Genomic DNA, 26,463 nt, shown 5'->3' on the forward strand with positions numbered 1-26,463 from the left:
GGCTCCCGGGGCGCGCGCCCCGGGAGCCATCCTGCTACACCTACGAGGTCAGTCCGCGAAGGCCTTCTCGATCAGCTCACGCTGCTCGACCTCGTGCACCTTCGACGACCCCACCGACGGGGCCGCCATCGGGCGCCGCGAGACGCGCTTCATGGCGCCCATCCGCTCCGGGAACTTCTCCCGCACGAACAGGCCGTAGAACGGCCACGAGCCCTGGTTGGCCGGTTCCTCCTGCACCCAGCGCACGTCGTGCGCGTTCGGATAGCGGTCGAAGATCTGGCCGAGCTTCTTCTGCGGCACCGGGTAGAGCTGCTCGACCCGCACGATCGCGGTGTCGGTCACGCCGCGCTTGGCCTGTTCGGCCGCCAGCTCGTAGTAGAGCTTGCCGGACACGAACAGGATCTTGCGCACGCCCTGCGGGTCCGGCTGCGTCGGGTCGTCGAGCACCGACATGAACTTCTTGTCGGTGAAGTCCTCGACCGGGCTGACCGCGGCCTTGTTGCGCAGCATCGACTTCGGTGTGAAGACGATCAACGGCCGGGTCACGCCGTCCAGCGCGTGCCTGCGCAGCAGGTGGAAGTAGTTCGCCGGGGTGGACGGGATCGCCACGGTCATCGAACCCTCCGCGCACAGCTGCAGCCAGCGCTCGATCCGGCCCGACGTGTGGTCCGGGCCCTGGCCCTCGTGGCCGTGCGGCAGCAGCAGCACGACGTCCGACAGCTGGCCCCACTTGGCCTCCGAGGAGGAGATGAACTCGTCGATCACCGACTGGGCGCCGTTGACGAAGTCACCGAACTGCGCTTCCCACAACACCAGCGCGTCACCGTTGGCGACCGAGTAGCCGTACTCGAAGCCGACGGCCGCGTACTCCGACAGCGCCGAGTCGTAGACCATGAACCGGCCCTGGTCCGGGCTCAGGTTCTGCAGCGGCGTGTACTCCTGGCCGGTCTTGCGGTCGACGACCACGGAGTGCCGCTGCACGAACGTGCCGCGCCGCGAGTCCTGACCCGCCAGGCGGACCAGCTTGCCCTCGAGGTTCAGCGAACCGAACGCCAGCAGCTCGCCGAACGCCCAGTCGATGTCACCCTCACGGGCCATCTTGGCGCGCCGCTCGAGCACCGGCTTGACCCTCGGGTGCGGGGTGAAGCCCTCCGGCAGGTTGATGTGCGCGTCGGCGATCGTCTCGATCACCTCACGCGGCACCGCGGTCGGCACGCGGGCGGGCACCTGCTGCTCCTCCTCGACCGACGGGCTCGGCACCGGTGGGTGCTTCTCGAGCTCACGCACCTCGTTGAAGACGTGCTCGAGCTGCGAGGAGAAGTCGCGCAGTGCCTTCTCGGCCTCTTCGACGGAGATGTCACCACGGCCGATCAGGGCCTCGGTGTACGTCTTGCGGACGCTGCGCTTGGTGTCGATGATGTCGTACATCGCGGGCTGCGTCATCGACGGGTCGTCGCCCTCGTTGTGGCCACGGCGCCGGTAGCACAGCATGTCGATCACGACGTCCTTGTTGAACGCCTGGCGGTAGTCCATCGCCAGCCTGGCCACCCAGTGGCAGGCCTCCGGGTCGTCGCCGTTCACGTGGAACACCGGCGCCTGGATCATCTTGGCCACGTCGGTCGCGTACTGGCTGGAGCGCGAGTGCTCCGGCGCGGTGGTGAAGCCGACCTGGTTGTTGATGATCACGTGCACCGTGCCGCCGGTGCGGTACCCGCGCAGCAGCGCGAGGTTCAACGTCTCGGCGACCACGCCTTGTCCCGCGAACGCGGCGTCGCCGTGCAGCGCGACCGGCAGGACCGTGAAGCCCTCGCCACCCTTGTCGAGGATGTCCTGCTTGGCCCGCACGATGCCCTCGAGCACCGGGTCGACCGTCTCCAGGTGCGACGGGTTGGCGGTCAGCGACACCTTGGTCTCGCCGTCGCCGAACATCCGGAAGTACTTGCCCTCGGCACCGAGGTGGTACTTCACATCGCCGGAGCCGTGCGCCTGGCCCGGGTCGAGGTTGCCCTCGAACTCGCGGAAGATCTGCGAGATCGGCTTGCCGACGATGTTGGCGAGCACGTTCAGCCTGCCGCGGTGCGGCATGCCGATGACGACCTCGTCCAACTCGGCCTCGGCCGCCTTGTCCAGGACCGTGTCGAGCAGCGGGATGACGCTCTCGCCGCCCTCGAGCGAGAACCGCTTCTGGCCGACGTACTTGGTCTGCAGGAACGTCTCGAACGCCTCGGCGGCGTTGAGCTTGGACAGGATGTACTTCTGCACGGCCGCGTCGGGCTTCTCGTGCGGGATCTCCACCCGGTCCTGGATCCAGCGGCGCTCCGCCGGGTCGAGGATGTGCGTGTACTCGATGCCGACGGTCCGGCAGTACGAGTCACGCAGCACGCTGAGCACGTCGCGCAGCTTCATCCGCTCCTGACCTGCGAACCCGCCGACGGCGAACTCGCGGTCGAGGTCCCACAGGGTCAGGCCGTGCGAGAGGATGTCCAGGTCGTCGTGGCGGCGCTGGCGGTAGTTCAGCGGGTCCGTGTCGGCCATCAGGTGGCCGCGGTTGCGGAACGCGTCGATCAGCTCGATGACACGGGCGGCCTTGTCGAGCGTGCCCTCCGGGATGTCCTGCACCCAGCGGATCGGCTCGTAGGGGATGCGCAGCGAGGTGAAGACGTCGTCGTAGAACTTGTCGTCGCCGAGCAGCAGCTGGTGGATCCGGCGGAGGAACTCGCCGGACTCGGCGCCCTGGATGATCCGGTGGTCGTAGGTGGACGTCAGCGTCATGATCTTGCTGATGCCCATCTCGACCAGTGCCTTCTCACTGGTGCCCTGGTACTGCGCGGGGTACTCCATCGCGCCGACGCCGATGATCGCGCCCTGGCCCGCGGTCAGCCTCGGCACCGAGTGGTTGGTGCCGATGGTGCCGGGGTTGGTCAGCGAGATCGTGGTTCCGGCGAAGTCCTCGGTGCCCAGGTTGCCGCCGCGGGCCTTGCGGATCAGGTCCTCGTAGGCCTGCCAGAACTGCGCGAAGGTCATCTCCTCGCAGCCCTTGATGGACGCGACGACCAGGTTGCGCGCGCCGTCCTTGCCCGGCAGGTCGATGGCGAGGCCGAGGTTCACGTGTTCGGGCGTGACCAGCTGCGGCTTGCCGTCCACCACGGCGTAGTGCCGGTTCATGTTCGGGTAGTCCTTCAGCGCACGCACGAGGGCGTAGCCGATCAGGTGCGTGAAGGAGATCTTGCCGCCGCGCGTGCGGCGCAACCGGTTGTTGATCACGACCCGGTTGTCGAACAGCAGCTTGGCGGGCACCGCGCGCACGCTCGTCGCGGTGGGAACCGTCAGCGACTGCTCCATGTTCTTCGCGATCGCCGCGGCGGCGCCCCGGATCGGCTTGCTGGTGTCGCCGTCGGCCTTCGCGGGCTCCGGCTTCTTGGCGGCTGGAGCGGCCGCTGCCGCCTTCGTCGGCTTCGGGGGTGCCGACGACGGCGCGGCTGCCTTGGGCTGGGCGGCCTTCGGTGCGGCTGCCTGGGGAGCTGCTGCCTTCGGTGCGGCGGGCGCCTGGCCGTTGGTGTCGGGAGCAGGTGGATCGATCTTGGTGACCGTCTTGGTCTGCCCGGTCGCGCTGTTGCTGGCCACGCCCTGAGCCCGCTGCTGAGTGGGCTTGTAATCGGCGAAGAAGTCGTGCCACGCGGGGTCTACTGACGTGGGATCCGCGAGGAACTGCTCGTACATCTCTTCGACGAGCCACTCGTTGGGGCCGAACTGTGACGCAGGGCTGCTGCTGGACACGGCTGGCACTCGCCTCTATCCATACTCGTTCTCGATATTGAACACGCTCGCCAACCAGGCTAGTACCCCGCTCGGGCTGTGTGTGACCCGATTGAACCTTGTGCGCATCACGACGATGGGGTATTGCTCACTGAATCGATCAGGGAATCGATTCTCCCTGTCACTATCCCGGGGAAACGGTGAAGAAATCCAGTCGTTCGTAGGTCCACGATCCAGGTGGACCAGACCGTCCCCACCACGGACGTGCGCATGCCGAACACGCTCGTGTCTTTCAATCATCGACTGAACGAACCCGTTCGAGTGATGCCCGTCGGACATTCCGAGCCGACGCCCATGAGTCCGCCATGGTCCCTCCCGGTCAGCCCACTGACGCGTCGGCTTTCAGGATGTCGGCCGGGGACTCGCTCGCTGTGCCGAAGTGCCAGAGGCGGGCGTAGGGGCCGTTGGCGTTCAGCAGTTCCGTGTGGGTTCCCTGTTCGGCGATCCGGCCGCCTTCCAGGACGATGATGCGGTCCGCGCGGGCCGCTGTGGCGAGCCTGTGGGCGACGACGAACGTCGTGCGGGAGCGGGCGAGCTGTTCGCTGGCGGTCAGGACCTGGGCCTCCGTGGCCGGGTCCAGTGCGGCCGTCGCTTCGTCCAGCAGGAGGATGTCGGGGTGGGCCAGCTCCGCGCGGGCCAGGCCGACCAGTTGGCGTTGGCCCGCCGACAGGCCCTGGCCGCGTTCGCCGACCTGCTGGCGGAAACCGTCGGCCAGGGAGGCCACCATCGGCAGCGCCCCCACCGAACGGGCGGCGTCCTCGATCTGCGCGGCACTGGCGGCTGGGCGGGCGTAGGCGATGTTGTGCGCCACGTCCCCGGTGAAAAGGTGGGCTTCCTGCGGCACGACGCCCAGGCGCTGGCGGAACGACGTCAGGTCGTAGTCCCTGATGTCGACGCCGTCCACCAGGACCGACCCCGACGTCACGTCGTAGAACCGGGCCACCAGCTTCACCAGCGTCGACTTGCCCGCCCCCGTCGCGCCGACGAGAGCCACCGTTTCGCCAGGCGTGACGCGTAACGTCACGCGGTCCAGCGCGGGCTCGTCGACGCCGGGATAGCGGAACGACACGTCACGCAGTTCGACCTCGCCCCGCAGGCTGGCGGGAGCCTCGACCGGGTGCTCACTCGTCCGCAGCGAGCTGGGGGTACGCAGCAACTCGCCGATCCGGCGCAGGCCGACACGGGCCTGCTGGTAGCCGTCGAAAACGCCGCTGAGTTGCTGCACCGGCGCGAAGAACAGCCCGAGGTACAACAGGAACGCAAGCAGCACACCAGGACTCATCGACCCGTCGGCCACGCGCTGTGCGCCGACCACAAGCACAGCGGCCCTGGCCACGCCGGAAAGCATGTCCACGAAAGGGAAGTAGGTCGCGATGTAGCGCTGGGCCCGCGCCCGGGAACGGCGGTACGCGTCGCTGCGCTCGGCGAAGGCCCGCGCGGAAACGCCTTCCCGCGTGTACGCCTGCGCCACCCGCAGACCGGACACGTTCTCCTGCATGTCCGCGTTGACCGCGCTGACCCGCTCCCGCGCCTCCGCGTACGCCACAGAGGACAGTCGCTGGAAGATCACCGTCGCCACGATCACGACCGGCAGCACGGCCAACGCGACCAGCGCCAGCGACATGTCCGTCACCAGCAGGGCGACCGTCACCGTGACCACCGTCAGCAGGCTGGCCGCCGCCGTGACCAGGCCTGTCTGCAGGAACGTCGACAGCGCGTCCACGTCCGTGGTCATCCGGGTCATGATCCGGCCGGCCATCTCGCGCTCGTAGTAGTCGAGCCCGAGCCGTTGCAGGTGCGCGTAACTGCGCACGCGCAACAGGAACAGCAGCCGTTCGCCGACCCGGGACGCCCACACGGTTCCCCAGGCGCTGGCGAACCAGCCCAGGCCGACCAGCACGAGGCCGATGACGGCCACCGTCCACAGCCCGCCGGGATCCCGGCTCACCACGCCGTCGTCGATACCGACCCGGACCAGGGACGGCAGCGCCATCGCCAGCACGGCGTCGGCCACCACGAACGCGCCGACGAGCACGAGCGACCAGCGGACCGGCCGCAGCAGCCGCCGCAACGAGAACCGCGGATCCGGGCTGGTCGGGTCCTCACCTGGCAGGTCCGGCTTCTCCGTCGCGGGTGGCAGCGCCTCGATCTGCGCCAGCAACTCGGGCGTCGCCGGGACCGACGCGGCCGCGCCGCCCGGCCCGCCTCGCGCGCCCGCCACCCGGACCTGGGTCGGGGTGGACGCGGCCGACGGGGACCGGGATTCGGGTGCTTCCGGCCAGAGCGCCTCGGTCACCCCGGCCGATCCGAGTTCGTCCGGTGCGCAGCGGCACTTGTCTTCGATCGCGTCGCCCTGACTGGCGAGCAGATTCCGGTACAGCTCACAGCGGGCCGTCAGCTCGTCGTGCGTGCCGACGTCGACCGCGCGGCCACCGTCGAGCACGGCGATCCGGTCGGCCAGCAGCAGGCTCGATCGCCGGTGCGCGATCAGCAACGTGGTCCTGGTCGCGGTGATCTCCCGCAACGTGTCGTGGATCGCGGCCTCTGTCGCGGTGTCCACCGCTGACGTCGCGTCGTCGAGCACCAGCACACGCGGGTCCGTCAGCAGGGCTCTGGCCAGTGCGACACGCTGGCGCTGCCCGCCGGACAACGTCAGCCCGCGCTCGCCGACGACCGTGTCGTACCCGTCCGCCAGTTCCATGATGAAGTCGTGGGCCTGCGCTGCCTTCGCGGCGGCGACCACTTCCTCTTCGCTCGCGTCAGGCCGGCCGTACGCGATGTTGGCCCGCAGCGTGTCCGAGAAGAGGAACGCCTCCTCGAACACGACTCCCACCGCGTGCCGCAAGGAGGTCAGCCGCAGCTCGCGGACATCCACGCCGCCGACCTTGATGGCGCCGTCGTGCACGTCGTAGAACCGGGGCAGCAGCATGGAGATCGTCGACTTGCCCGACCCGGCGGTTCCGACGACGGCCAGCGTTTCGCCTGGTTCGACGCGCAACGACAGGCCGTCGAGCACGGGTTCGCTACGCGTGTACCCGAAGCGGACGCCCTCGATCGAGACGTCCAGCGGACCGTCCGGCACGGCACGGGCACCGGGGCTCTCCTTGACCTCCGGCTGCGAGTCGATCAGGTCGTACACCCGCTCGACACCGGCACGCGCCAGCTGCGCGTTCACGACCAGGCTGGACAGCAGCCGCGCCGGACCGACCAGGTTGGCGACGTAACTGGTGAACGCGAGGAAGGTGCCGAGCGTCACCTGCCCGTTGAGCGCCATCCACCCGCCCAACGCGAGCACACCGACTTGCCCGACCGCGGGCAACGCGATCAACGTGGCCGACGGCCGGGACGTCAGCACAGCCGAACGCATGCGTTCCGCGAACAGCTTGCGGGCCGCCTTCTCCAGTCGCGAGACCTCCCTGGCCTCCTGCCCGAAGCCCTTCACGACCCGCACGCCTGTCACGGTTTCCTCGACGTGCTGGGCCAGGTCCGCCGCTTTCTGCTGCGCGGACCACGTCGCCGGGAAGAGCTTGCGACGGGTCCGGACGCCGACGACGATCACCAACGGCACCACGACAAGCGCGATCACGGTCAGCAGCGGCGACAGCCACACCATGGCGCCGATCGCGACGACGGCGAAGAAGACCGTGCCGACCGACAGCGGCACCATCGACAGCAGGCCCTGCACCAGTTGGAGATCCGTGATGGACCGGGACACCACCTGACCGGTGCGCAACGCGTCCTGGTTGGCGCCGTCCAGCCGCTGCACGGACTGGAAGACCTGCTGGCGCAGGTCGTGCTGGACGTCGAGCGCGAGCCGCCCGCCCAGGTAACGCCGGATGAACGCGGAACCGAACGTCAACAGCTCCAAAGCGATCAACGCGGCGACGATCACGGCCAAGCCGTTCGTGTGCCCCGCCACGGCACCGTCGACGGCGATCTTGACCAGGATCGGGCCGACGGCCTGGAACCCGACCCCGATCACGGAGGCGAGCACCGACAGCAGCACCAGCCGACGGTGCCGCCAGCAGGCGGCCGTCAGCCTTCGGATCCATCCGGTCGTGGGTTCTGGCACCCTGCCAGGTTATGCGCGGGCACCGACAAAACAGTGTTTTGGCTGGTCAGGTGATGTCTCGGCGGCGGGCGACGAGCCAGCCAGCCAAGCCGATGGCGACCGACCACGCGATGAAGATCAACGCGCTGACCCACCACTGCGGCGAGTGCGTCATGTTCAGGAACTCGCGCAGCTCCTCGTAAGCCCGTTCGTTGCGCCGCGAACTGCCCGGCAGGTTCTCGAAGAACAGGTCGAGCGACAGGTCGGTGACCATGCTGCCGCCGGAGGTGTTCAGCAGATATGGCGGGATCTCGCCGAGTTCGTTGCCACGCAGCACCGCGCTGATGATCGGTTCGACGATCAGCACGTAGACGATCAGCCCGACCGTCGTGCCGACCTGGTTGCCGACCAACGCGCCGACGCCGACGCCCAGCAGCGTCCACATGATCATCGCGACGACACCGGCACCGGCGAGCGTGAACCAGTCGGCGGCGTTCGGCAGGTTGTCGCCGAAAACCGCGCCGAGCGTGGCGCACAGCATGCAGACCACGCCGTACACAGCGCCGATCGTGGAGTACACGAACAGCTTCGCGGCCAGCACCGCGCCGCGTGTCGAACCGGTGAGGTAGCTGGTGGTGATCGTCTTGTGCCGGATCTCACCGGTCACCGCGGTGCCGCCGAGGATCAGGCCGAACACCGAAGCGAAGTTGATGCCCTGTCCGAAAGCGGGGATGGCCAGCGGGAGGACGCCGCCGACTTCCCTGTCCATGTCGCCGAGGGTGCCCAGCAGCGCGCCACCCCACGTGAACGCCATGCTGAGCACGGCGGCCGGGATGAGCAGCGCCCACCAGAGCTTGGTGGTGAAGACCTTGCGGTACTCGGCCTTGATCAGGAGGTTCACTGCTGACCTCCGTCCTGTGGGCGCTGCCACTGCTGCTGCTCGGGTTGCTGGGGTGGTGGTTGTTGCGGCCAGCCTGGCGGCGGTTGTTGCTGGTACTGCTGCTGTTGGTACTGCGGCTGCTGGTACTGCTGGTGCAGCAGCTGCTGCTGGAAGTGGGGAGACGCCGGGTTGAGCTGCGCGCCGGAGAACTGGCCGCTGGTCAGCTGGAAGAAGATCTGCTCGAGGTCGGCCTGCTGCGTGTGCATGCCGTAGATCGCGACACCCGCTTCCAGCGCGAGGTCACCGACCTGCTCGGGTTCGACGCCCGCCACCGCGAGAACGCCTTCCGGCAGCTGCTCGATGGTGGTGTGCCCAGCCTCTTCCAGCGCGGTGGTCAGCCGCGGCGCGTCGGCGGGGCGGACGACGACCCGGCTCTGCTGCGCCTTGCGCAACTGGTCGAGGGGGCCGTAGTACATGGTCTGGCCACGGCTGAGGATGACGACCTGTTCGACGGTCTGCTCGACCTCGGACAGCAGGTGACTGGAGACGAGGACGGTCCGGCCCTGGCGGGCGAAGCCCTGCAGGAAGGTCCGCAGCCACACGATGCCCTCCGGGTCGAGGCCGTTGGATGGCTCGTCGAGGACAAGCACCTGCGGGTCGCCCAGCAGCGCGGTCGCGAGCGCGAGCCGTTGCCGCATACCCATGGAGAAACCGCCGACACCCCGGTGCGCGGCGTCTCGCAGACCGACGAGGTGCAGCACCTCCTCGACACGCTGGTCGGGCATCCCGATCGCGGCGGCGTAGACACGCAGGTGGTTGCGGGCGGTCCGATTCGGGTGGAAGCTCTGCGCCTCGAGCACCGCCCCGACAACACGCGCGGGGTTGCCCAGGTGGTGGAACGGCCGACCGTTGATGGTCGCGTGACCGGCGGTCGGCGTGACCAGACCGAGCAGCATTCTCAGCGTGGTCGTCTTACCGGCGCCGTTGGGACCGAGGAAGCCGGTGACTGAACCGGGTTCCACCGTGAAGCTCAGATTCTGGACCGCGAGAACCTGACCGAACGTCTTGGTCAGATTCTGGACAACGACCCGGCCGCTTCCGTCGTGCACGCGCGCCCTCCCACTCGACTGTGGGCGACATACTGCACTATCAGGCCGAGTCAGCTGCGCGGGACCGGCGGGATCTCCATGGTTTGTTCGGCGGGAGTTCCCCTGTCCCTGGATTTCCGGAGTGCCCTGCGTACCGTATTGCGCAACGGCTGCCTGCGCTCCTTGTGCGGAACGCCCTCCCCGATGAGGTGTTCGTGCGCCATCCGCCAGACCTGACACGGCCACCGCTTGCCCCGCCAACCACGGGGACACGCGTTGCACTTCCGGTCAGGACCGGGCTGGTGCACGGTGAGCAGCAGCCGCCACCCATCGGCCAGCCTGCTGATCTCGGAGCGAGCCAGCGGCAGCAAAGTGGCCGGATCCCCCTCTTCGGCGACCTGGTCGAGCAGATCGAGCCGACGCAGGACAGCGGCACGGAGCCCGTCGTCCAACTGGTGGCTCACGGCTCGCCCGCCCGCCCGGCGGCCTGGTCGAGAGCCTGTCGAAGCCGACGGGTCTGCTGAGCGGACAACACAGCGGAAGACCCGGGCGGCGGAACAAGAACCACCTTGCCGTGGTCCACGATCACGGTCAGCGCCCGATCCCGGCCGAACGGATCATGACACTGCACGTCCCACCGCGGCTCAGCCACGAATGCCTCTACGTCTCATCCTTCAACCATCGACACGCCACACGGTCGACTGAACCCCTTCGTGCGCCCAGCGCACACTCCCGTCACCTCTGTTGCGTGGTCATCCGGCCCCGGCACCTGGGGATCTCAGGTCTTCCAAGATTGGTCCCTCGCCGGGGGGCTGACCTCTGGGCAGGAGGTTCTTCGCGCCGTGTTGCTCCCGGCGCATAATTTTCATGCCCCGGGGTTGGAGGGCGCGGGCGCCTCCTGCCCGTCGACCTGCCCCAGGGAACCACGGTCTATCAAGAGGATCGGTTTGGCTGTCGCTGGGGCTCCCGGGCAGGCCGACCTCTTGACAGCCCGTGGTTGGCTTCGCCCAGGCCGACGGGCAGGAGACACCCCCGAAGCCCCACTCTGCGCTAGCGCGCACGCCGCACCCCCCGCGCTGGCGCGCTAGCCGTTGCGGGTTGCTCTGCGCTGGCGTGCACGCCGCCTACTCTGCGCATACCCGCGCTGGAACGACCAGCCAGAGGCGGCGAAGCCGCGTCGCTGGTGAAAGCGAAAGTGCCCAGCGCTGGATTGGAAGGAGCTCGCACCGTGGGGGGCTTGGGGGGCTCGGCCCCCCAAAATGATGACGGACGACCCGGCGAAGGCGCGAAGCGCCGAGCATGGTCATCCGGAGGGAGGCGACGGTCCGCTCAACCAGCCTGGGGGTCACCGGGAGCGGACCGTCGGGTCTTAGTTTAGGCGTTATTGTTTGTTCGCGCCGCATTGGGTGGTCGGTATTTCTCCACAGGTCTTCGTTGGCTGTGGTGAATCGGCCATCTGTGCAGGTAAACGTGATTCAGGTCTCAGATGACTTCGTTCAGTGGGGTGTGCAGCAGGGCGTGTGCTTCTGCCACGGGGGCGTTGGTGAGGGCTCCCGCGTGCATGTTCAGGCCGAGGGCGAGCGCTGGGTCTGCCTTCAGTGCTGTGTTCCAGCCCTTGTCCGCCAGAGCCACCGCGTAGGGGAGCGTCACGTTCGTCAGCGCGTAGGTCGATGTCCTCGGGACTGCGCCTGGCATGTTGGCCACGCAGTAGAAGACCGAGTTGTGGACCTGGTAGGTCGGGTCGTCGTGGGTCGTCGCGCGGGAGTCCGCGAAGCAGCCGCCCTGGTCGATGGAGATGTCCACCAGGACCGAGCCGGGCTTCATGCGCTCGACCAGTTCGTTGCTGATCAGCTTCGGTGCTTTCGCTCCCGGCACGAGGACCGCGCCGATCACCAGGTCGGCGTCCAGCACCGCCTGCTCCAGCGTGTACTTGTTCGACGTCAGGGTGCGGATCCTGCCGTTGAAGTCCACGTCGATCTGGCGCAGCCTGTCCACGTTCGTGTCCAGGATCTCCACGTCCGCGCCCATGCCCTGGGCGATGCGGGCCGCGTTCACGCCTGCCACGCCGCCGCCGATCACCACGACTCGCGCCGGGTGGACACCGGGGACGCCGCCGGGCAGCACGCCGCGGCCGCCGGACGGGCGCATCAGCGAGTACGCGCCGACCTGCGGTGCGAGGCGACCTGCCACCTCGGACATCGGGGCCAGCAGCGGCAGCGCCTTGTTGGCGGTCTGGACCGTCTCGTACGCGATTCCCGTTGTGCCTGCTGCCAGGAGGGCGTCCGTCAGTGGCTTGTCCGCTGCCAGGTGCAGGTAGGTGAAGAGGACCTGGTCCTCGCGGAGGTACTTGTACTCCGAGGCGATCGGTTCCTTGACCTTCAGGACCATGTCGCCTTCGGCCCAGACCTCTTCCGCCGTCGCCAGGATCTTCGCGCCCGCCGCGAGGAACTCCTCGTCGGGGATCGCTGATCCGTTGCCCGCGTCGGCCTGCACGAACACGTCGTGTCCGCGAGCTGTCAGCTCGTGTGCGCCTGCCGGGGTCAGGGCCACCCGGTACTCGTGGTTCTTGACTTCGCGCGGGACTGCGATCTTCACGGCGTTACTCCTCCATCCGGGTGTCTTATGCCACGGTGACGCACACTTTCCGTCGTGTCATCGTGCTCGGAGCACTAGTGGAGTGTCTTCTTCTTGTTCTCGCCGCACAGTCGCTAGGCCCAACGGGTCGTGGCGAGCTGCACCGTCACCGCCATCCTTATGTCCGGATCGTCCAGGTTCAGGCTGGTCAGTTCGATCAAGCGGGTCATCCGGTACCGGAGGGTGTTCGCGTGGATCCGCAACGCCCGTGCGGCCGCTTTCGGGTCGCCGGGATGCCGGAGCCACTCGTACAGCGTGTCGACGTACGCCGAGCCGGTCTGTTCGTCGTGTGCGCGCAGGATCGCCAGGGGGCCGAGGTCCGCGGCGGCGGTGGGGACGGCGGCGGCGGCGACCCGGTGCAGCGCGACGACGGGCCACGCCTCGTCGTGGCTGGCCACAGGACCGTTGACCAAACGGGCGCGTACGAGGCTCAATGCCTCCTCGGCTTGGGCGCGTGAGTCGGCCAGTTCGGTGATCTCCGCCGGCGATCCGGCGCCGACGAGCGCGCCTGATTCCGTGCGCAGGGCCGCGCTCAGCGCTGGCCAGCCGGCTTGGTCGGGGACGATCGCGTACAGCACGCCGTGCAGTTCCGTCACCGCTGGTCTACGGCCGACGCCCGCTGTGATCCGTTCCCACAGGGCGAGACGCAGGCCTTCCGCGTCGAGGGCGTCGGTCGTGTCCACATCGATCGCGACCACTCTGTGCGGTTCGTCGTCCAGATCGAGTTCGGCTGCGGCCAAACGGACGCTTCCCTTGCCCTGCAACAAGGTTCGTACCAACTCCGCCGACCGGCGGCGTTCGGAGTCAGCCAGTGCGCGGCGGCGCAGCAGGTGCAGTGCGACGACAGGGGCGGTGTCGGCGAACGCCGCGGCCCGTTCGTCGGCCACCGGTCCCGGCACCACCGCCCACATCGAACCCAGCAGTTCGCCACCCATCCGGATCGGCACGATCAGCCGCGGCAGGGTGCCGTCCCGTTGTGCGGGAACGAAAATCGTTGTCCGGCCGCGGCTGAGGTCGCGGAACACGCCACGCGAGCGGAACCGGGCGAGCACGTCGTCGGGCACGCGCCTGCCCATGATCGTCGACACGCGGGCCGGGTCAGTGCGGTCCTGCCTGGCCGAATACGCCAGTACACGCGAATTCGCGTCCTCAATGGTCACCGGCGCGTCCACGACGGCCGCGGCCGCGTCGGCGAGCCGGAACAGGTCACCGAGGCCCTGGCTGCCGGGTTCGGCGGCGTACTCGTCGTCCTCGGCCGCGTCGAGAACCGTGCGCAGCAGCCAGACCAACTGGGCCCAGGCAGTCGCGTTGTGCACCTCGACGACCGCCGTGCCGGTGTCACGCGCCGCTGTCAGCACTCCCGCCGAGGCCGCCAGCGGTGGTTTCAACAACACGGCCGCCGCGCCGTGGGCCCCGCAGTATTCGACGAGTTCAGCGGCCTTGCCCGCCGTGTTCACCGTGACGCCGAGGACGAGGTCGCCGTCGGCCACGTGCGTCCGTCGGCCGAGTTCGGCTATCACCACATCGGTGACACCGCGGTCGCCGGGCAGCACGGTGCGCAGGAGCGTCGGGCCGACCCGGTCGACCACCCCTTGCACCGTGATCATGTGTTCCTCCCGCGTTTTGGGCTTCAGTGTGGGCCGTTCGTACGCAAGATTGGTCCATGCGACACGCAACCTTTAACGGACTTGCGTCGTCTTCAGAGTGAAGGTTTAGTTACCCACGTCCTGGGGTACAGCGTTAGCGGTCAACGACTCAGGGTGACTTCTGGGGCCCGCATGCCCGGCCTGCCGGGTTTCGAGCGGTGGTGTGGTCGTCATCGGGGGCGGCCACACCACCGCAATCTTCACCCTGCTCATCGCTCGTTCCTCGCGCTTTCGCCGGTTGCGGCGGATCACTTTGGGGGGCCGAGCCCCCCAAACCCCCCACGGTGCGTGCTCCTCTCGACCCAGCGCTGGGCACCTTTCGCTTTCACCAGCGGTGCGCTGGTGCGGTGGGTTGGACCAGCGGTGTAGCTGTGCTGCGGGGTCATACCTCGTCTGGGGTTTCGCGTAAGACTTCGTCCAGTGATATCTCGTCTCTGATCGAGCAGAGTGCCCAGCGGTGCCCGAACGGGTCGCACACGATCCCGTAGCGTTCGCCCCAGAACATCTCCTGCACGGGCATCTCCACTGTCGCGCCCGCGAAGATCGCCCGCCTGGCCAGGTCGTCGACGTCTTCCACTTCGAGCAGCAGCAGCACCGGCGAGTCGCCGATGGTCTGCGGGCTCAACGCGTTCAACTGCGGGGTCTCCTCGCTCAGGATCAGCCTGCCGCCGCCGATCGCCAGGTCGACGAACAGCAGCGTGCCGTCCGGGAGGCGGTTGGCGAACACTTCGACCGCGCCGAATGCCTTGCGGTAGAACTCGATCGCGGCGGGCACGTCGCGGACGAACACGTGCGGCGTGAGGCTGACCGCCCTGCTTGGTTTCACGCTGTCCTCCGTTTGCCGAGCAGGCCCGCGTCGGCTGCGGCGGCCACGAGACGTGAAAGCAGTTCGGCTTCACTTGCCGCCGCCGACCGGCCGAGGTCGGTCAGTTCGTAGTAACGGCGCCGGGCGTCGTGGGGGTCCGGGCTGTCGGTGGCCACTTCGACTTCGATGACGAGACCGTCCGCGACCAGGCGTTGCAGCGTCCGGTACAGCGTGCCCGGGCCGAGTCGGACGGTTCCGGCCGAGATCTCCTCGACGAAACGCATGACGGCGTAGCCATGTGCCGCGCCACCCGCAAGGGCGAGGAGTACCTGGAACCCGGCCGGGGTGAGCGGTGGGGTGTTGCGGTCCGCCATGTCCGGAGTATACAGTCCGGCTTCGTTATATCCATTACGGTTATATCTGGAGGGGATAGTCGTGATCCGTGGAGTCAACCAGGTCGTGCTGTACGTCGGCGACCAGCAGGTCGCTAAGCGGTTCTGGACCGAGAAGATGGGGTTCACCGTCGCCGAGGACTCGCCGTACGGTGAGGACGGCCGTTGGATCGCGGTGCAGTCGCCGGACGGTCGCATGCGCATGGTGCTGTCGTTGCGGGAACCCGGTCACCGCCCGCCGGAGGCGCCCGACGGCATGCCGACGTCCAACATCATGTTCTACAGCGACGACGTCGAGCGCACATACCGCGAACTGACCGCGAAAGGCGTCGATTTCCCCACCGCGCCAAGCAAAATGTTCTTCGGCTGGTGGTCGGTGTTCGCCGACGACGAAGGCACCCGCTATGCGCTCGGCGAACAGTGGGGTACGAATAACTCGTTGTAGCGCCATGACAGGCGCGAGATGATATTGGGGTGTCCAAGCAGCAACTCCACGTCGTGAAGACGGTCACCGCGCCAGACCCGGTGACCGTTCTGCCGACGCACCTCCAGCTCGACGCGGGCGACTCGCCGATCGGGGTCTTGGACGCCCTGTTCATCAGCCTCTTCGCCAGCGGCGAGCACATAGCGTCCCAGTCCGCGTCGGTCCAACCGCTCAAGGCGGACGCCACGCTCCTGCCCGCCGACGCCACGATCATCCGCGAGGCGAAGGACGAGTCGCGCAAGGCGATCCTGGCGGCTGGTGAAGGCTGGATCATGCTGTCCCTGCGTTGGGAGGACAGCGCGCGCGTGTCCGTCACCGCGACATCCGACGAGCTGGCCGCGAAGGTGCTCGCCGAGGCGATCGACGGCGCGAAGGCCGAGCCGACCGAGGACCCGGCGGTCGTCACGATGGGCTTCTGGTATGTGGCCGAGCACGGTCCGCGCCGCCGTACCAGGGACATCGTCGCCCCCGGGTGGGAAGAGATCCGACGCAACTACACGTCCGGGGTGGGCACGGCCTTCGACAAGCTGATGACGACCACGGCGGACGAGCTCAGCGGCCGGTTGCTGTTGCTGCACGGCCCACCCGGCACCGGCAAGACCACCGCGCTGCGTGCGATCGCGCAGTCGTGGCGTGAGTGGTGCGAGGTGGACTGTGTGCTCGACCCGGAGCGCTTGTTCGACAGCCCGTCGTACCTGCTGCAAGTCGCGTTGGAGGAGAACAACGACGACGACAAGCAGTGGCGTCTGCTGTTGCTGGAGGACTGTGACGAGCTGATCCGCGGCGAGGCGAAGGCGTCGACGGGACAGGCGTTGTCCCGTCTGCTGAACCTCACCGACGGCCTGCTCGGGCAGGGCTGCCAGACGCTCATCGGCATCACCACCAATGAGAACCTGGCGCGCCTGCACCCGGCGGTCACCCGGCCCGGCAGGTGCCTCGCGCAGGTCGAGGTGGGTCCGCTGACGCACGCGGAAGCGGACGCCTGGCTGGGCGGCAGGGCCGTCGCGCCGAGCGCCGGTGCGACGCTCGCGGAGCTGTACGCGCTCGCCGAGGGAGCCGCGCCGCTCGTCGCGCACATGCCTGACGAGCACGACAACCTCTACCTCTGAAGTCGTCCGAAAAGGACAGTTGGAACGCTCAGAATCCCGACTGCCTGCATGCCTCTGGCGTTCGGGTGCATCTGCGCGGCAGGTGCGGACGGGAACAGGCCCTCGACCCACTTGCGGTCGGGGGCCTGGCAGGCGTCATGTCCATGGGAATACGGATACGGGTTGACGAACGAAGCCTGGTGCCTCGCTGCCTGCGCACCGAGTTCCGCGTTGAGCGCGCGTGAGTTCCGGTCGAAGTACGGCACGTCACCCGCGGCGAGTGGGACCTGCGGGAAACAGGTCCCACTCGACGGCAGGATGCGCAGGTAGCCGACGACGACAACGTGTGCGCGTGGGGAACGCTTGCGGATCCCGTCGAGCACAGCGGAGAGCTTCGGCCCGACGCCCGCGATCCGGGCGGCGATCCCGTCCTTGCCGCCGGCCGTGTAGTGCCGTTCGCACGGATTTCCCTGCTGGTCACGCGCGGCCAGGTCGCCGCACGTCCGCAGGATCTCGCCGAAACCCATGTCGTTGCCGCCGATCATCACCGTGACCAGGTCTGTGTCCGCGCGTAACGCGTTGAACTGCGGCGGGTTCGTTCCGCCGGAAACCCGTTGCGGCTTGGTCATGTCGACGGTCCGCGCGCCGCTGCAGCTCACATCGGTGAACTGCGGGATACGCAGCCATTGGGCGAGCAACGCCGGATAGTTCTGATCCGAACGCGCACATCCGGCTGGCTGCCCGACCTGGTTCGGGATGCCGGGTCCTGCCGTGTAGGAGTCGCCGAGCGCGACGTACGAGCGGTACAGACCGTGCGGGGGCTCTGCCGCCGCCGGAGCCACGAGTAATCCGAGCAGCGTCACCACCAGCACGAAGACACGCATGCTGGACAAACTAACAAGACAACACCCGTCGAAGCACGTCCTTCAGCGTGGCCTCGTCGGCTTTCGACGTGGTCCGCCACGCCACCACCCCGTCCGGCCGGAGCAGGCTCGCGCCTTCGCGGCCGACCCCGAACCGGTCGTGGTGCTCGCCGAGCGACCGGTACCGCAGGGTCCCCATGTCGATCTCGTCCCAGCCGCCGTCCGGGCCGCCGAGCAACGCCCACCCGGCACCCCAGACGTCCACTGTGGTCTCTCCGGACGGCAGAACGACGTGCGGTGCGCGGAATCCCGGTTCACCGTTGAGCTTGAACGGGTCCATCGTCGGCGACCCGTCGTTCGGTTCGGCGATCACCGCGCTGGACGTGTGCCGCACGCCGAGCACGACCTCGAGCGGCCCGACCGCCTCGGGGATGTCCGGTCCGGCCAGGTGGGGCGCCATGCGCAGCACGTAGTTGGCCATCGACTCGTTGACCACGAGTTCCGCGGCGAACTTGCGTTCCGCCTCGTAGGTGTCCAGCAGGCCCGGTCCGGCCTCGCCGGTCAGCACGGCGGCGAGCTTCCACGCCAGGTCGAAGCCGTCGCACACGGCCGCGTTCCCGCCGAGCGCACCGGTCGGCGGTGTGACCTTCGCGGCGTCGCCGACCAGGAAAACCCTGCCGTCGCGCCACTTCTCGGCGACCCGCGCGGCCAGCTCCCACGGGCCCGTCCAGATGATCTCGGGATCCAGGTCGGGTGAGTCGAGACCGATCCGCATCAGTTCGACGATCCGCTCAACCGGGTACTCGGCGAAGGACTCGCCCTTCTCCGGGTGGTACTCGATCGAGAAGATGTGCCGGTTCGGCTTGTTCACGCCGATGTACGCGCCGGTGAACGCCGGGTTCTGCAAGTAGTAGAGCCACTGTTCGCCGTCGGGCAGGATGCCGGACAGGTCGGCGTCGAACACGATGCCGATGTGGTTGGACAGGCCGCCGAAGCCGGTTCGGGCGATGCCGAGCCGCTCGCGGACCGGGCTGCGGTTGCCGTCCGCGCCGACGAGGTACTTGGCGCGGACTTCCTCGGCGCGGCCGGATTCCACGTCGAGCAGTTGCGCGGTGACGCCGTCGGCGTCCTGTTCGAACGACACCAGCTCGGTCGCGTACCGCACAGTCGCACCGTGCTTCTTGGCCTGCGCCACCATGATCGGCTCGGTCTGGTCCTGGGAGGCCGATCCCCAGCCCGCCGGGCTGAGCTGTTCCATCGCGCCGAGCCCGTCTTCGAAGTTCTCCATGATGGTGTGCAGCACACGGCCGCGCAGGCTCTCGGCCACTTTGATCCTGAACTCGGACGGCGGGGGGCCGACCGCACGGATCTCGTCCGCCACCCCGCCGATATGCAGGAACTCCATGGTCCGCTGGTGCTGGCCCACCGCGCGGGGATGCGGCGACGTGCCCGCGTGCCGCTCGACGAGCAGCACATCCACGCCGTGCCTCGCCAGGAACATCGCTGTCGACGAGCCGCCGAGTCCGGCGCCCACCACGATTACATCGGTCATGTAAGTATCTTAAGAACTAAGAGAGCCAGTTAGCAAGACTTATTTTTCGTGAAGATTCCAGCAGGTGGACGGTGTGGTGGGGCCATTCGGCCCTGGCTAGCTTCTGCAGGCATGGCAAGCGACGGCTGGTCCTTCGAGACCAAGCAGATCCACTCCGGTGCGGCCCCCGACCCGGCCACGGGCGCCCGCGCGACTCCCATCTACCAAACGACTTCGTACGTGTTCCGGGACACGCAGCACGGCGCGGACCTGTTCAGCCTCGCCGAGCCGGGCAACATCTACACCCGGATCAACAACCCCACGCAGGACGTCCTCGAACAGCGGGTCGCCGCGCTCGAAGGCGGTGTCGCGGCGGTGGCGTTCGCGTCCGGGCAGGCCGCTGAGACAGCCGCGATCCTCACCCTGGCACGGTCCGGTGACCACCTGGTGTCCAGTGCTTCGCTGTACGGCGGCACCTACAACCTCTTCCACTACACGTTGCCCAAGCTGGGCATCGAGGTCACGTTCGTCGACGACCCGGACGACATCGACGAATGGCGGGCAGCGGCCAGGCCCAACACCAAGCTGTTGTTCGCCGAGTCGCTCGCGAACCCACGCAGCCACGTCCTCGACATCGAAGCTGTCGCGGCCGTCGCGCACGAGGTCGGCGTTCCGCTGATCGTGGACAACACCGTGCCGACGCCGTACCTGCTGCGGCCGATCGAGCACGGCGCGGACATCGTGATCCACTCGGCCACGAAGTACCTCGGCGGGCACGGCACCGCGATCGCCGGTGTGGTCGTCGACGGCGGCAAGTTCGACTTCGGCGCCAACGCGGAGCGGTTCCCGGACTTCCACGAGCCGGACCCGAGCTACCACGGCCTGCGGTACTGGCCGGTGCTCGGCCACGGCGCCTTCGCCGCGAAGCTCCGCGTCCAACTGCTCCGCGACACCGGCGCGGCGATCGCCCCGCTGACCAGCTTCCTCGTCATCCAGGGAATCGAGACGCTGTCACTGCGCCTGGAGCGGCACGTGGCCAACGCGCAGGCGCTGGCCGAATGGCTGGAGCAGCGCGACGAGGTGCTGGCCGTGCACTACGCGGGCCTGCCGAGCAGCAAGTGGTACGCGGCGGCGCGGAAGTACCTGCCGCGCGGCGCGGGTGCGGTAGTGTCCTTCGAGCTCCGCGGTGGCGTCGAAGCTGGAAGGGCCTTTGTGGACGGCACGGAACTGTTCTCGCAACTGGTGAACATCGGCGACGTGCGCAGCCTGATCGTGCACCCGGCGAGCACGACGCACAGCCAGCTCACCCCGGACGAGCAACTGGTGGCCGGTGTGACGCCGGGCCTGGTTCGGCTGTCGGTGGGAATCGAGGCGCTCGACGACCTCAAGGCGGACCTGGAGGCCGGCTTCCGCGCGGCGAAGGCCGACACGTGACCGGTGGCTGGCACGAGGGAGACCCGGCGGGACGTCGGCGCTGGGTCTCCCTCCGGCAGCCGCTCGAACTGGAATCCGGCGACCTGCTGCCGGACGTGCGGATCGCGTACGAGACATGGGGCCTGCCCAACGCCTCGAAGTCCAACGCGGTCCTGGTGCTGCACGCGCTGACAGGCGACAGCCACGTGGCCGGGCCGGGCGAACCCGGCTGGTGGGACGGGCTGATCGGCCCGGGCAAAGCGCTCGACACCAACCACTACTTCGTCGTGGTGCCGAACGTCCTCGGCGGGTGCCAGGGCAGCACCGGGCCGTCCAGCATCGCGGCCGACGGGAAAGCCTGGGGAAGCAGATTCCCGGCGCTGACCGTGCGTGACCAGGTCGCCGCCGAGGCGCTTTTCGCCGACGAGCTGGGAATCCCGTCATGGGCCGCGGTGCTCGGCGGGTCGATGGGCGGCATGCGGGCGATCGAATGGGCGGTGACACACCCCACGCGAGTGTCCACCTTGTTGCTGCTCGCCTGTCCAGCGGCGGCATCCGCCGAACAGATCGCGTGGACGGCGCCCCAACTGGCGGCGATCCGCAACGACCCGGAATGGCTAGGCGGGGACTACCACGCCCGCTCGTCAGGTCCGGCGACCGGCCTGGGGATCGCCAGGCAGATCGCGCACGTGACATACCGAAGCGAACCCGAAATGGCCACCCGCTTCGGCCGTACCGTGCAGGACGACGGCCGATTCGCCGTAGAGTCCTATTTGGACTACCTGGCCGCGAAGCTGGTCCGGCGGTTCGACGCGGGCAGCTACGTCGTGCTCACCCAGGCGATGAACTCCCACGACGTCGGCAGGGGCAGGGGCGGTGTCCCCGCGGCTTTGAGCCGTGTGCGGGCCCGGACCGTCGTTGCCGGTATCGACAGCGACCGGTTGTATCCGTTGTCCCAGCAAATCGAGCTGGCTCAGGGTATTCCGGGGGCTGGGGAGGTTCGGGTGGTGAATTCTCCCCACGGGCATGATGCTTTTCTGATCGAAACCGGTCAGGTTTCTGCTTTCGTCAAGGAGTTGCTGGGGTAGTCCGGGTCCTTCCGGACTTCCCCCTCGCCGGGAGGCAGACCTCTGGGCGGGGGACACCCCGAAGGCTTTCTGCGCTTGTGCGCTGGCCTGGCGCTCAGCCAAGGGCTGCGGTGATCCATTCGGACACGGCCAGTTCCCGGCTTGTGCACTCGGCGGCGAGTTTGATCGTCCACCGCAACGCCTGCATCATCACCATGGCCATCTCGGCTGGTGCGGCGTTCGCCAGTGCTATCTCGATCTGGTCCTTCGCGGCCTCCGTGTCGCCGTGCACTTCGGCGAGCAGGGTGCGGACAGCTGTGCGTACGGGTGGGTCCGCCTCGTCGATCGGGACTTCCTTGCCCTCGTCGTCGTAGACCTGCATCTTCACCGGCGCTGTGCCGCCGCTGCCCAGTGCCGCCACCATCCCGCTGCATTCGCGGAACAGCATCAGCATCAGGTCGGTCGCTTCTTCGCGGCCCCTGTCCTCGGCGAAGGCTGTCATCCGCTCCACCGCCAGCGTGTCCTCGCCTGCGTGCATCGACGCCAGCGCCTGGCTTGCCGCTTCGATGAGGCCTTGCGGTTGCTCGGAGTTCGGGTCCACTAGGACATCTTCCAACAGCGGGCGTGCCGGATGACAAGACCGGGCATGTGATCCGTCACCCGGTTGGATGATCTACCATTGGCGCCGGTAACTTCAGGCCCCGTTCACTGACGGGGCCGTGCGTTCAGGGAGCACACTCTCCAGATCCCCCGGAACTCCGGCGAAATCGCCCTGACCGCGGGTCACCCCGAGTGCGTGCCACCACGCTGCGGCCTGCGGCGTCGCCAGGTCTGCCGCGCTCACCACCGCGCCTGACTGCCTGAGGTTGCTGATCATTCCCCGAGTGACCCTGGTCAGCAGGGAGTCCGGTTTGCGTAGGTCTGGCCGGTTGCGCACGAGCGAACCCGCCAGGATCACCGACTGGATCCGTTCGTCGTCCACGACCGCGAACTCGGTCTGGCTGCCGGTGAACTCGTGCAGCCCGACGACCACCCCGTTGTCCCGGATCGCCTGGAGGTTCGACTGCGCCTCGCCGCGGTTGGCGACCACCGCCCGTGCGTCGAGCGCGATCTCCAGCCGGCTGGGCGACAGGCCGCTCGTGCCGAGCATCCTGTTCAGCACCGCTGCCAGGTTGCCGTCGGACGACTGCATCTCGGTCAGCCGGAACCTCAGCACCAGGTCACCGATGCCGCGGTCGACCACCTCGTTGACTGCCCGCATCGCCGCCCACGGTCCGATCGTCAGGGACATGCCGGTGCTCTCGGCCATCTCGCGGCACCGGTCGTGGCCGATCACGCCCTCGGTGGGGTGGTTCCAGCGCAGCAGCACCTCCAGCGCCGTCACGCGCTCGTCCGCCAGGTCGACCACCCGCTGGTACTCGCAGTCGAGCTCACCCATCTCCCACGCGCCGGGCATGGCCGCGGTCAGGGCGAAGAGCTCCTTCTGCTCGTGGTCCTCGTGGACGTTGTGCGCCTCCCACTGGCGCTTGCCGACGGCCTTGGCGCGTCGCATCGTGGAGTTCGCCGCACGCAACAGGTCCAGCCTGCCGTGCGCCCGGCCGACGTGCTGGGCGACACCGATGCTCACGCACACCGCCACGCCCGTCTCGCCGATGAACGTCGGCTCGGCCAGCCGTTCGTTGATCTGGTCGATCAGCGTCTGGTAGTGCGGCACGTCCGGGGAGTTCTCCAGCAGGATCGCGAACTCGTCGCCGCCGACCCGGCCGACCACCGCGTTGTAGTTCTCGACGATCCCGCGCAGCTCGTTGGCGACCACCTGCAGCATCCGGTCACCGGCGAGGTGGCCGAGGCCGTTGTTGATCACCGAGAACGAGTCGATGCCGACGTGCAGCAGCGTGATCGACGTCCCGGGGCCCGCGCCCTCGAGCACGGCGTCCAGTTTGGACTGGAAGTGCTGGCGGTTCGCGACGCCGGTGAGCATGTCGCGCACCGACTGGTGACCGAGCTGGTTCTGCAAGGCCTGCAGCTCACTGAGGTTCTCGACCATCGTGACGTGGTACGCGGGCTCGCCGTTCACGTCACGCAACAACGAGATCACGAGGTAGACCCACGCGATGGTGCCGTCGTGGCGGACCATCCGGCGGCGTTCCCTGATCCGCGGCATGATGCCCTCGGTCACCTCGCGGTACGAGATCACCACGTCGTCGGCGTCCTCCGGCGGGAACAGCTCGCGCACGTTGCGGTTGGCCAGTTCCGGCTCCGGGCACTCCAGGATGTGCGCGAGGGCCGAGTTGGTCTGCACGAGGTTGCCCGCCATGTCGGTCAGCGCCATGCCGATCGCGGAGGCGTGGAAGACCTCCTCGAACCGGTCGTTCGCGGCCCGCTCGCGCCGTTCGGCCTCCCGCTTGGACTTCAGCAGCGCCTGCTTGATGTGCTCCTGCTGGTCCAGCGTGCGCAGCCGCATCGCGTTCGAGTAACCCGTGGCCAGGTTGGACACCAGTCCGACCACCTTCTCGGCCAGCTCGCGGTCGTTGTGGGCGTCCGTGTCGAACAGCAGTGCGCTCGCCAGCTTCTCGACCGTGCACTGCAGGCTCTCGGGGCCGGTGAAGTCGTTGTGCACCAACGCACTGCCCACGGTGATCGCCACAGACGGATCGAACAGCTCGGCGGTCAGCGCGTTCGCCAGGGTGTTCACCTGATCCAACAGGAACTGTTCCATCTCGTCGGCCGTCATGGGGACGTAGGCGGTCCGGCCGATCACGTGCGCCCACGCCCTGGCGACCTCGGCACGCCTGCGGGCGCGCTCCGGGTCAAGGGGGACCGGCGCGGTCACGGGGCGTTGTCCTGCGGGTGCGCAGGTGTTGAGCCCTGTGTCGGAATCACAACGCACCTCTTGCGGTCGGGGCAACGGGTATTCCTGGGATTTTCGGTGAGCTACTCGCAGATATCGGACACGCTCGGCTGTGGGATTACCGCCGTATGGGCAATCGTCGGCGTCGACGAGACGGGCTACTCGATCGATCCACGGCTGCTGCACACCTCTCGGTCCGTTCTGGTGATGGTCAGGCTACTCAGCGGAGTGCTCGTCCGGTAGACGGGCGCACCCACCCGGCCCATTCGGGCGAGTAGATCCGCGCAGACAGTCGCTGAGGGTAGCGTCCGTTACTTCTATTGGGTGAGACGGCGTCCATAATGCGTCGCGTGTGGTGGGGAATTTGTTCGTTCCGGAGTCATGACCGCCGATTCCTGATTCCGACACCCGCCCACAGCCCGTCCTCTTCGCCGCTGCCGCTCGTGTGCGAAATGTCCGGTCGCCACTTCGACGGGGGCACCAGGCCCGGCTCGACGAGCTCGAAGTCGCCGAACAGGTCCATGATCTCCGAGCGGGTGCGCAGGCACACCGGGTTGTGCGCGACGGCCTGCACTGTCTCGACCATCTGCTTCGCCTGGACGCGCTCGAAGTCGTCGGTGAGGTGGCTGATCGCCAGCGCCCCGCCCGGTACGAGCGCCGCGCGGTACCGGGCGAAGGCGTCGTACACGTCGACCTCGGCCGGGACGTGGTGCGCGGAAGCCACCGCGAGCAGGCCGAGCGGCGCGTCGAAGTCGAGTAACCGCCTGGTCTCCGGGTGGTCGAGAACGTCACCCGGACGGGCGAAGTCCGCTTCGACGACTCCGGTGTTCGGCACGCCGTCCAGCAGCAGCCTGCTGTGCGCGATCGCCATCTCCTCGACGTCGACGTAGACCACGCGGCACGCCGGATCGGCCTTGCCCGCGATCTCGTGCACGTTCCCGACCGTCGGGATGCCCGAACCCAGGTCGAGGAACTGCCGGATGCCCGACTCGACCATGAAGATGACGGCCCTGCGCATGAACGCCCGGTTGTTCCACGCCATCTGCCGCGTGTTCGGCTGGATCTTCACCACCTGCTCGAACACGGCGCGATCGCTGGCCAGGTTGTGCCCGCCACCCAGCGCGTAGTCGTAGATCCGCGCAGGCGAAGGGCGCGTGGGATCGAGGTTCTCTGGAATCCAACGGGGCTCGCCGGTCATCGAGAAACCTGTTTCATCGCGTGTTGAGTAAAGCGGCGAAATACTACTCCCGTTGCCCTAGGAGCGCCGCAACAGCCATCCGCCGCAGCAAGGCGGCCATCTCCGCCCGGTCGATGTGCCTGCTGTGCGGGGTGGAGTTGATCAGGCCGAACACCGCGTGCGCCGCCGCGCGGGCGGACGGTTCGTCGATCCCGCGCACCACGTCCTGAATGGCCTGCACCCACACCTCGACGTACCGGCGCTGCAGCCCCCGGACCCGGCGGCGGTCCGGATCGGTCAGGTTGCCGAGGTTGCGCTCCTGGACGGTGATCAGCGCCGGGTTGTCCAGTGCGAAGTCCACTTGGAAGCCGACCAGTTCGCCGAGCAGGCCGCCCGCGTCGGAGAGCTCGCCGTGCCGCTGGGCGATGGCCTGCCCGCCGTCGAGCAGCATCTCGCTGATGGACGTCAGCATTTCCCCCAGCATCGCGTCCTTGCTGCGGAAATGCCGGTACAGGGCGGGGCCGGAGATGCCGACGGCCGCGCCGATGTCGTCGATGCCGACACCGTGGAACCCGTGTCGTGCGAACAGTTCCGCGGCCGCGGCGAGGATCTGGTCGCGGCGGCTCAGCGGTGCGGCGGGGGACACCGGTTGGGACGACACGATCATCATGCTAACT

21 protein-coding genes are annotated in these 26,463 nt (G+C 68.1%); 5 read left to right on the forward strand and 16 right to left on the reverse strand.

Annotation, left to right across the window (positions count from 1 at the left end):
• Nucleotides 1–48: 48 nt before the first annotated feature.
• The 10 genes from ALI144C_RS14280 to ALI144C_RS14325 form a co-directional block, all read right to left on the reverse strand.
• Nucleotides 49–3,777 carry a multifunctional oxoglutarate decarboxylase/oxoglutarate dehydrogenase thiamine pyrophosphate-binding subunit/dihydrolipoyllysine-residue succinyltransferase subunit gene (locus ALI144C_RS14280; RefSeq protein WP_076987577.1) on the reverse strand — a complete coding sequence of 1,243 codons (3,729 nt, stop codon included), beginning with the start codon at nt 3,775–3,777 and terminating at the stop codon, nt 49–51.
• Between the two features lie 358 nt (nt 3,778–4,135).
• Nucleotides 4,136–7,888, reverse strand: coding sequence for an ABC transporter ATP-binding protein (locus ALI144C_RS14285; protein ID WP_076987578.1), 3,753 nt, complete (start codon nt 7,886–7,888; stop codon nt 4,136–4,138).
• Between the two features lie 46 nt (nt 7,889–7,934).
• Entirely contained in the window at nt 7,935–8,768 is an 834-nt protein-coding gene (locus tag ALI144C_RS14290; protein ID WP_076987579.1) for an ABC transporter permease, read from the reverse strand.
• Nucleotides 8,765–9,856 carry an ABC transporter ATP-binding protein gene (locus tag ALI144C_RS14295; protein ID WP_076987580.1) on the reverse strand — a complete coding sequence of 364 codons (1,092 nt, stop codon included), beginning with the start codon at nt 9,854–9,856 and terminating at the stop codon, nt 8,765–8,767. Before ALI144C_RS14295 ends, ALI144C_RS14290 begins: the two co-directional genes overlap by 4 nt.
• Before the next feature lie 50 nt (nt 9,857–9,906).
• A complete protein-coding gene (locus tag ALI144C_RS14300; RefSeq protein ID WP_237774137.1) occupies nt 9,907–10,299 on the reverse strand; it encodes a hypothetical protein in 393 nt (130 codons plus the stop codon).
• On the reverse strand, nt 10,296–10,487 hold the full coding sequence (locus ALI144C_RS14305) for a hypothetical protein (RefSeq protein WP_076987581.1): 192 nt from the start codon (nt 10,485–10,487) through the stop codon (nt 10,296–10,298). Before ALI144C_RS14305 ends, ALI144C_RS14300 begins: the two co-directional genes overlap by 4 nt.
• An 830-nt stretch (nt 10,488–11,317) precedes the next feature.
• A complete protein-coding gene (ald, locus tag ALI144C_RS14310; RefSeq protein WP_076987582.1) occupies nt 11,318–12,430 on the reverse strand; it encodes an alanine dehydrogenase in 1,113 nt (370 codons plus the stop codon).
• A 113-nt stretch (nt 12,431–12,543) separates the two neighbouring features.
• Nucleotides 12,544–14,076: a PucR family transcriptional regulator gene (locus tag ALI144C_RS14315; RefSeq protein ID WP_076987583.1), complete on the reverse strand. Its 1,533-nt coding sequence runs from the start codon at nt 14,074–14,076 to the stop codon at nt 12,544–12,546.
• 421 nt (nt 14,077–14,497) lie between these two features.
• On the reverse strand, nt 14,498–14,941 hold the full coding sequence (locus ALI144C_RS14320; protein WP_076987584.1) for a VOC family protein: 444 nt from the start codon (nt 14,939–14,941) through the stop codon (nt 14,498–14,500).
• On the reverse strand, nt 14,938–15,294 hold the full coding sequence (locus ALI144C_RS14325; RefSeq protein WP_076987585.1) for a PadR family transcriptional regulator: 357 nt from the start codon (nt 15,292–15,294) through the stop codon (nt 14,938–14,940). Before ALI144C_RS14325 ends, ALI144C_RS14320 begins: the two co-directional genes overlap by 4 nt.
• 61 nt (nt 15,295–15,355) lie before the next feature.
• On the opposite strand from ALI144C_RS14325, the gene ALI144C_RS14330 reads away from it, so the two are divergent.
• Both ALI144C_RS14330 and ALI144C_RS14335 read left to right on the forward strand, forming a co-directional pair.
• On the forward strand, nt 15,356–15,757 hold the full coding sequence (locus tag ALI144C_RS14330) for a VOC family protein (protein ID WP_237774138.1): 402 nt from the start codon (nt 15,356–15,358) through the stop codon (nt 15,755–15,757).
• Between the two features lie 29 nt (nt 15,758–15,786).
• Entirely contained in the window at nt 15,787–16,905 is a 1,119-nt protein-coding gene (locus ALI144C_RS14335; RefSeq protein WP_237774139.1) for a DUF5925 domain-containing protein, read from the forward strand.
• Here ALI144C_RS14335 and ALI144C_RS14340 read toward each other — a convergent pair.
• Together ALI144C_RS14340 and rdmE are read right to left on the reverse strand one after the other, a co-directional pair.
• Complete coding sequence (locus ALI144C_RS14340; protein WP_076987738.1) at nt 16,896–17,768, reverse strand: SGNH/GDSL hydrolase family protein; 873 nt, start codon at nt 17,766–17,768, stop codon at nt 16,896–16,898. The two genes, ALI144C_RS14335 and ALI144C_RS14340, sit on opposite strands and share 10 nt — an antisense overlap.
• 10 nt (nt 17,769–17,778) lie before the next feature.
• The gene (gene rdmE, locus ALI144C_RS14345; protein ID WP_076987587.1) at nt 17,779–19,299 is read right to left on the reverse strand and encodes an aklavinone 12-hydroxylase RdmE; all 1,521 of its coding nucleotides are present in this window, start codon (nt 19,297–19,299) and stop codon (nt 17,779–17,781) included.
• A 111-nt stretch (nt 19,300–19,410) separates the two neighbouring features.
• On the opposite strand from rdmE, the gene ALI144C_RS56670 reads away from it, so the two are divergent.
• A complete protein-coding gene (locus ALI144C_RS56670; protein ID WP_076987588.1) occupies nt 19,411–20,712 on the forward strand; it encodes a bifunctional o-acetylhomoserine/o-acetylserine sulfhydrylase in 1,302 nt (433 codons plus the stop codon).
• Nucleotides 20,709–21,779: a homoserine O-acetyltransferase MetX gene (metX, locus tag ALI144C_RS14355; protein WP_076987589.1), complete on the forward strand. Its 1,071-nt coding sequence runs from the start codon at nt 20,709–20,711 to the stop codon at nt 21,777–21,779. Before ALI144C_RS56670 ends, metX begins: the two co-directional genes overlap by 4 nt.
• 94 nt (nt 21,780–21,873) lie before the next feature.
• On the opposite strand, the gene ALI144C_RS14360 is transcribed toward metX, so the two are convergent.
• A complete protein-coding gene (locus tag ALI144C_RS14360) occupies nt 21,874–22,359 on the reverse strand; it encodes a hypothetical protein (RefSeq protein ID WP_076987590.1) in 486 nt (161 codons plus the stop codon).
• Nucleotides 22,360–22,452: 93 nt separating this feature from the next.
• Nucleotides 22,453–24,591 carry a GGDEF domain-containing protein gene (locus ALI144C_RS14365; RefSeq protein ID WP_076987591.1) on the reverse strand — a complete coding sequence of 713 codons (2,139 nt, stop codon included), beginning with the start codon at nt 24,589–24,591 and terminating at the stop codon, nt 22,453–22,455.
• A 96-nt stretch (nt 24,592–24,687) separates the two neighbouring features.
• On the opposite strand from ALI144C_RS14365, the gene ALI144C_RS55440 reads away from it, so the two are divergent.
• Nucleotides 24,688–24,852: a hypothetical protein gene (locus ALI144C_RS55440; protein WP_168211250.1), complete on the forward strand. Its 165-nt coding sequence runs from the start codon at nt 24,688–24,690 to the stop codon at nt 24,850–24,852.
• Nucleotides 24,853–24,988: 136 nt separating this feature from the next.
• Here ALI144C_RS55440 and ALI144C_RS14375 read toward each other — a convergent pair whose 3' ends face one another.
• Nucleotides 24,989–25,807, reverse strand: coding sequence for an SAM-dependent methyltransferase (locus ALI144C_RS14375; RefSeq protein ID WP_076987593.1), 819 nt, complete (start codon nt 25,805–25,807; stop codon nt 24,989–24,991).
• A gap of 43 nt (nt 25,808–25,850) precedes the next feature.
• Entirely contained in the window at nt 25,851–26,453 is a 603-nt protein-coding gene (locus ALI144C_RS14380; RefSeq protein WP_076987739.1) for an SACE_7040 family transcriptional regulator, read from the reverse strand.
• Nucleotides 26,454–26,463: the final 10 nt, after the last annotated feature.

This window comes from Actinosynnema sp. ALI-1.44, assembly GCF_001984155.1.
In the GTDB taxonomy this organism is placed as follows: Bacteria; Actinomycetota; Actinomycetes; order Mycobacteriales; family Pseudonocardiaceae; genus Kibdelosporangium.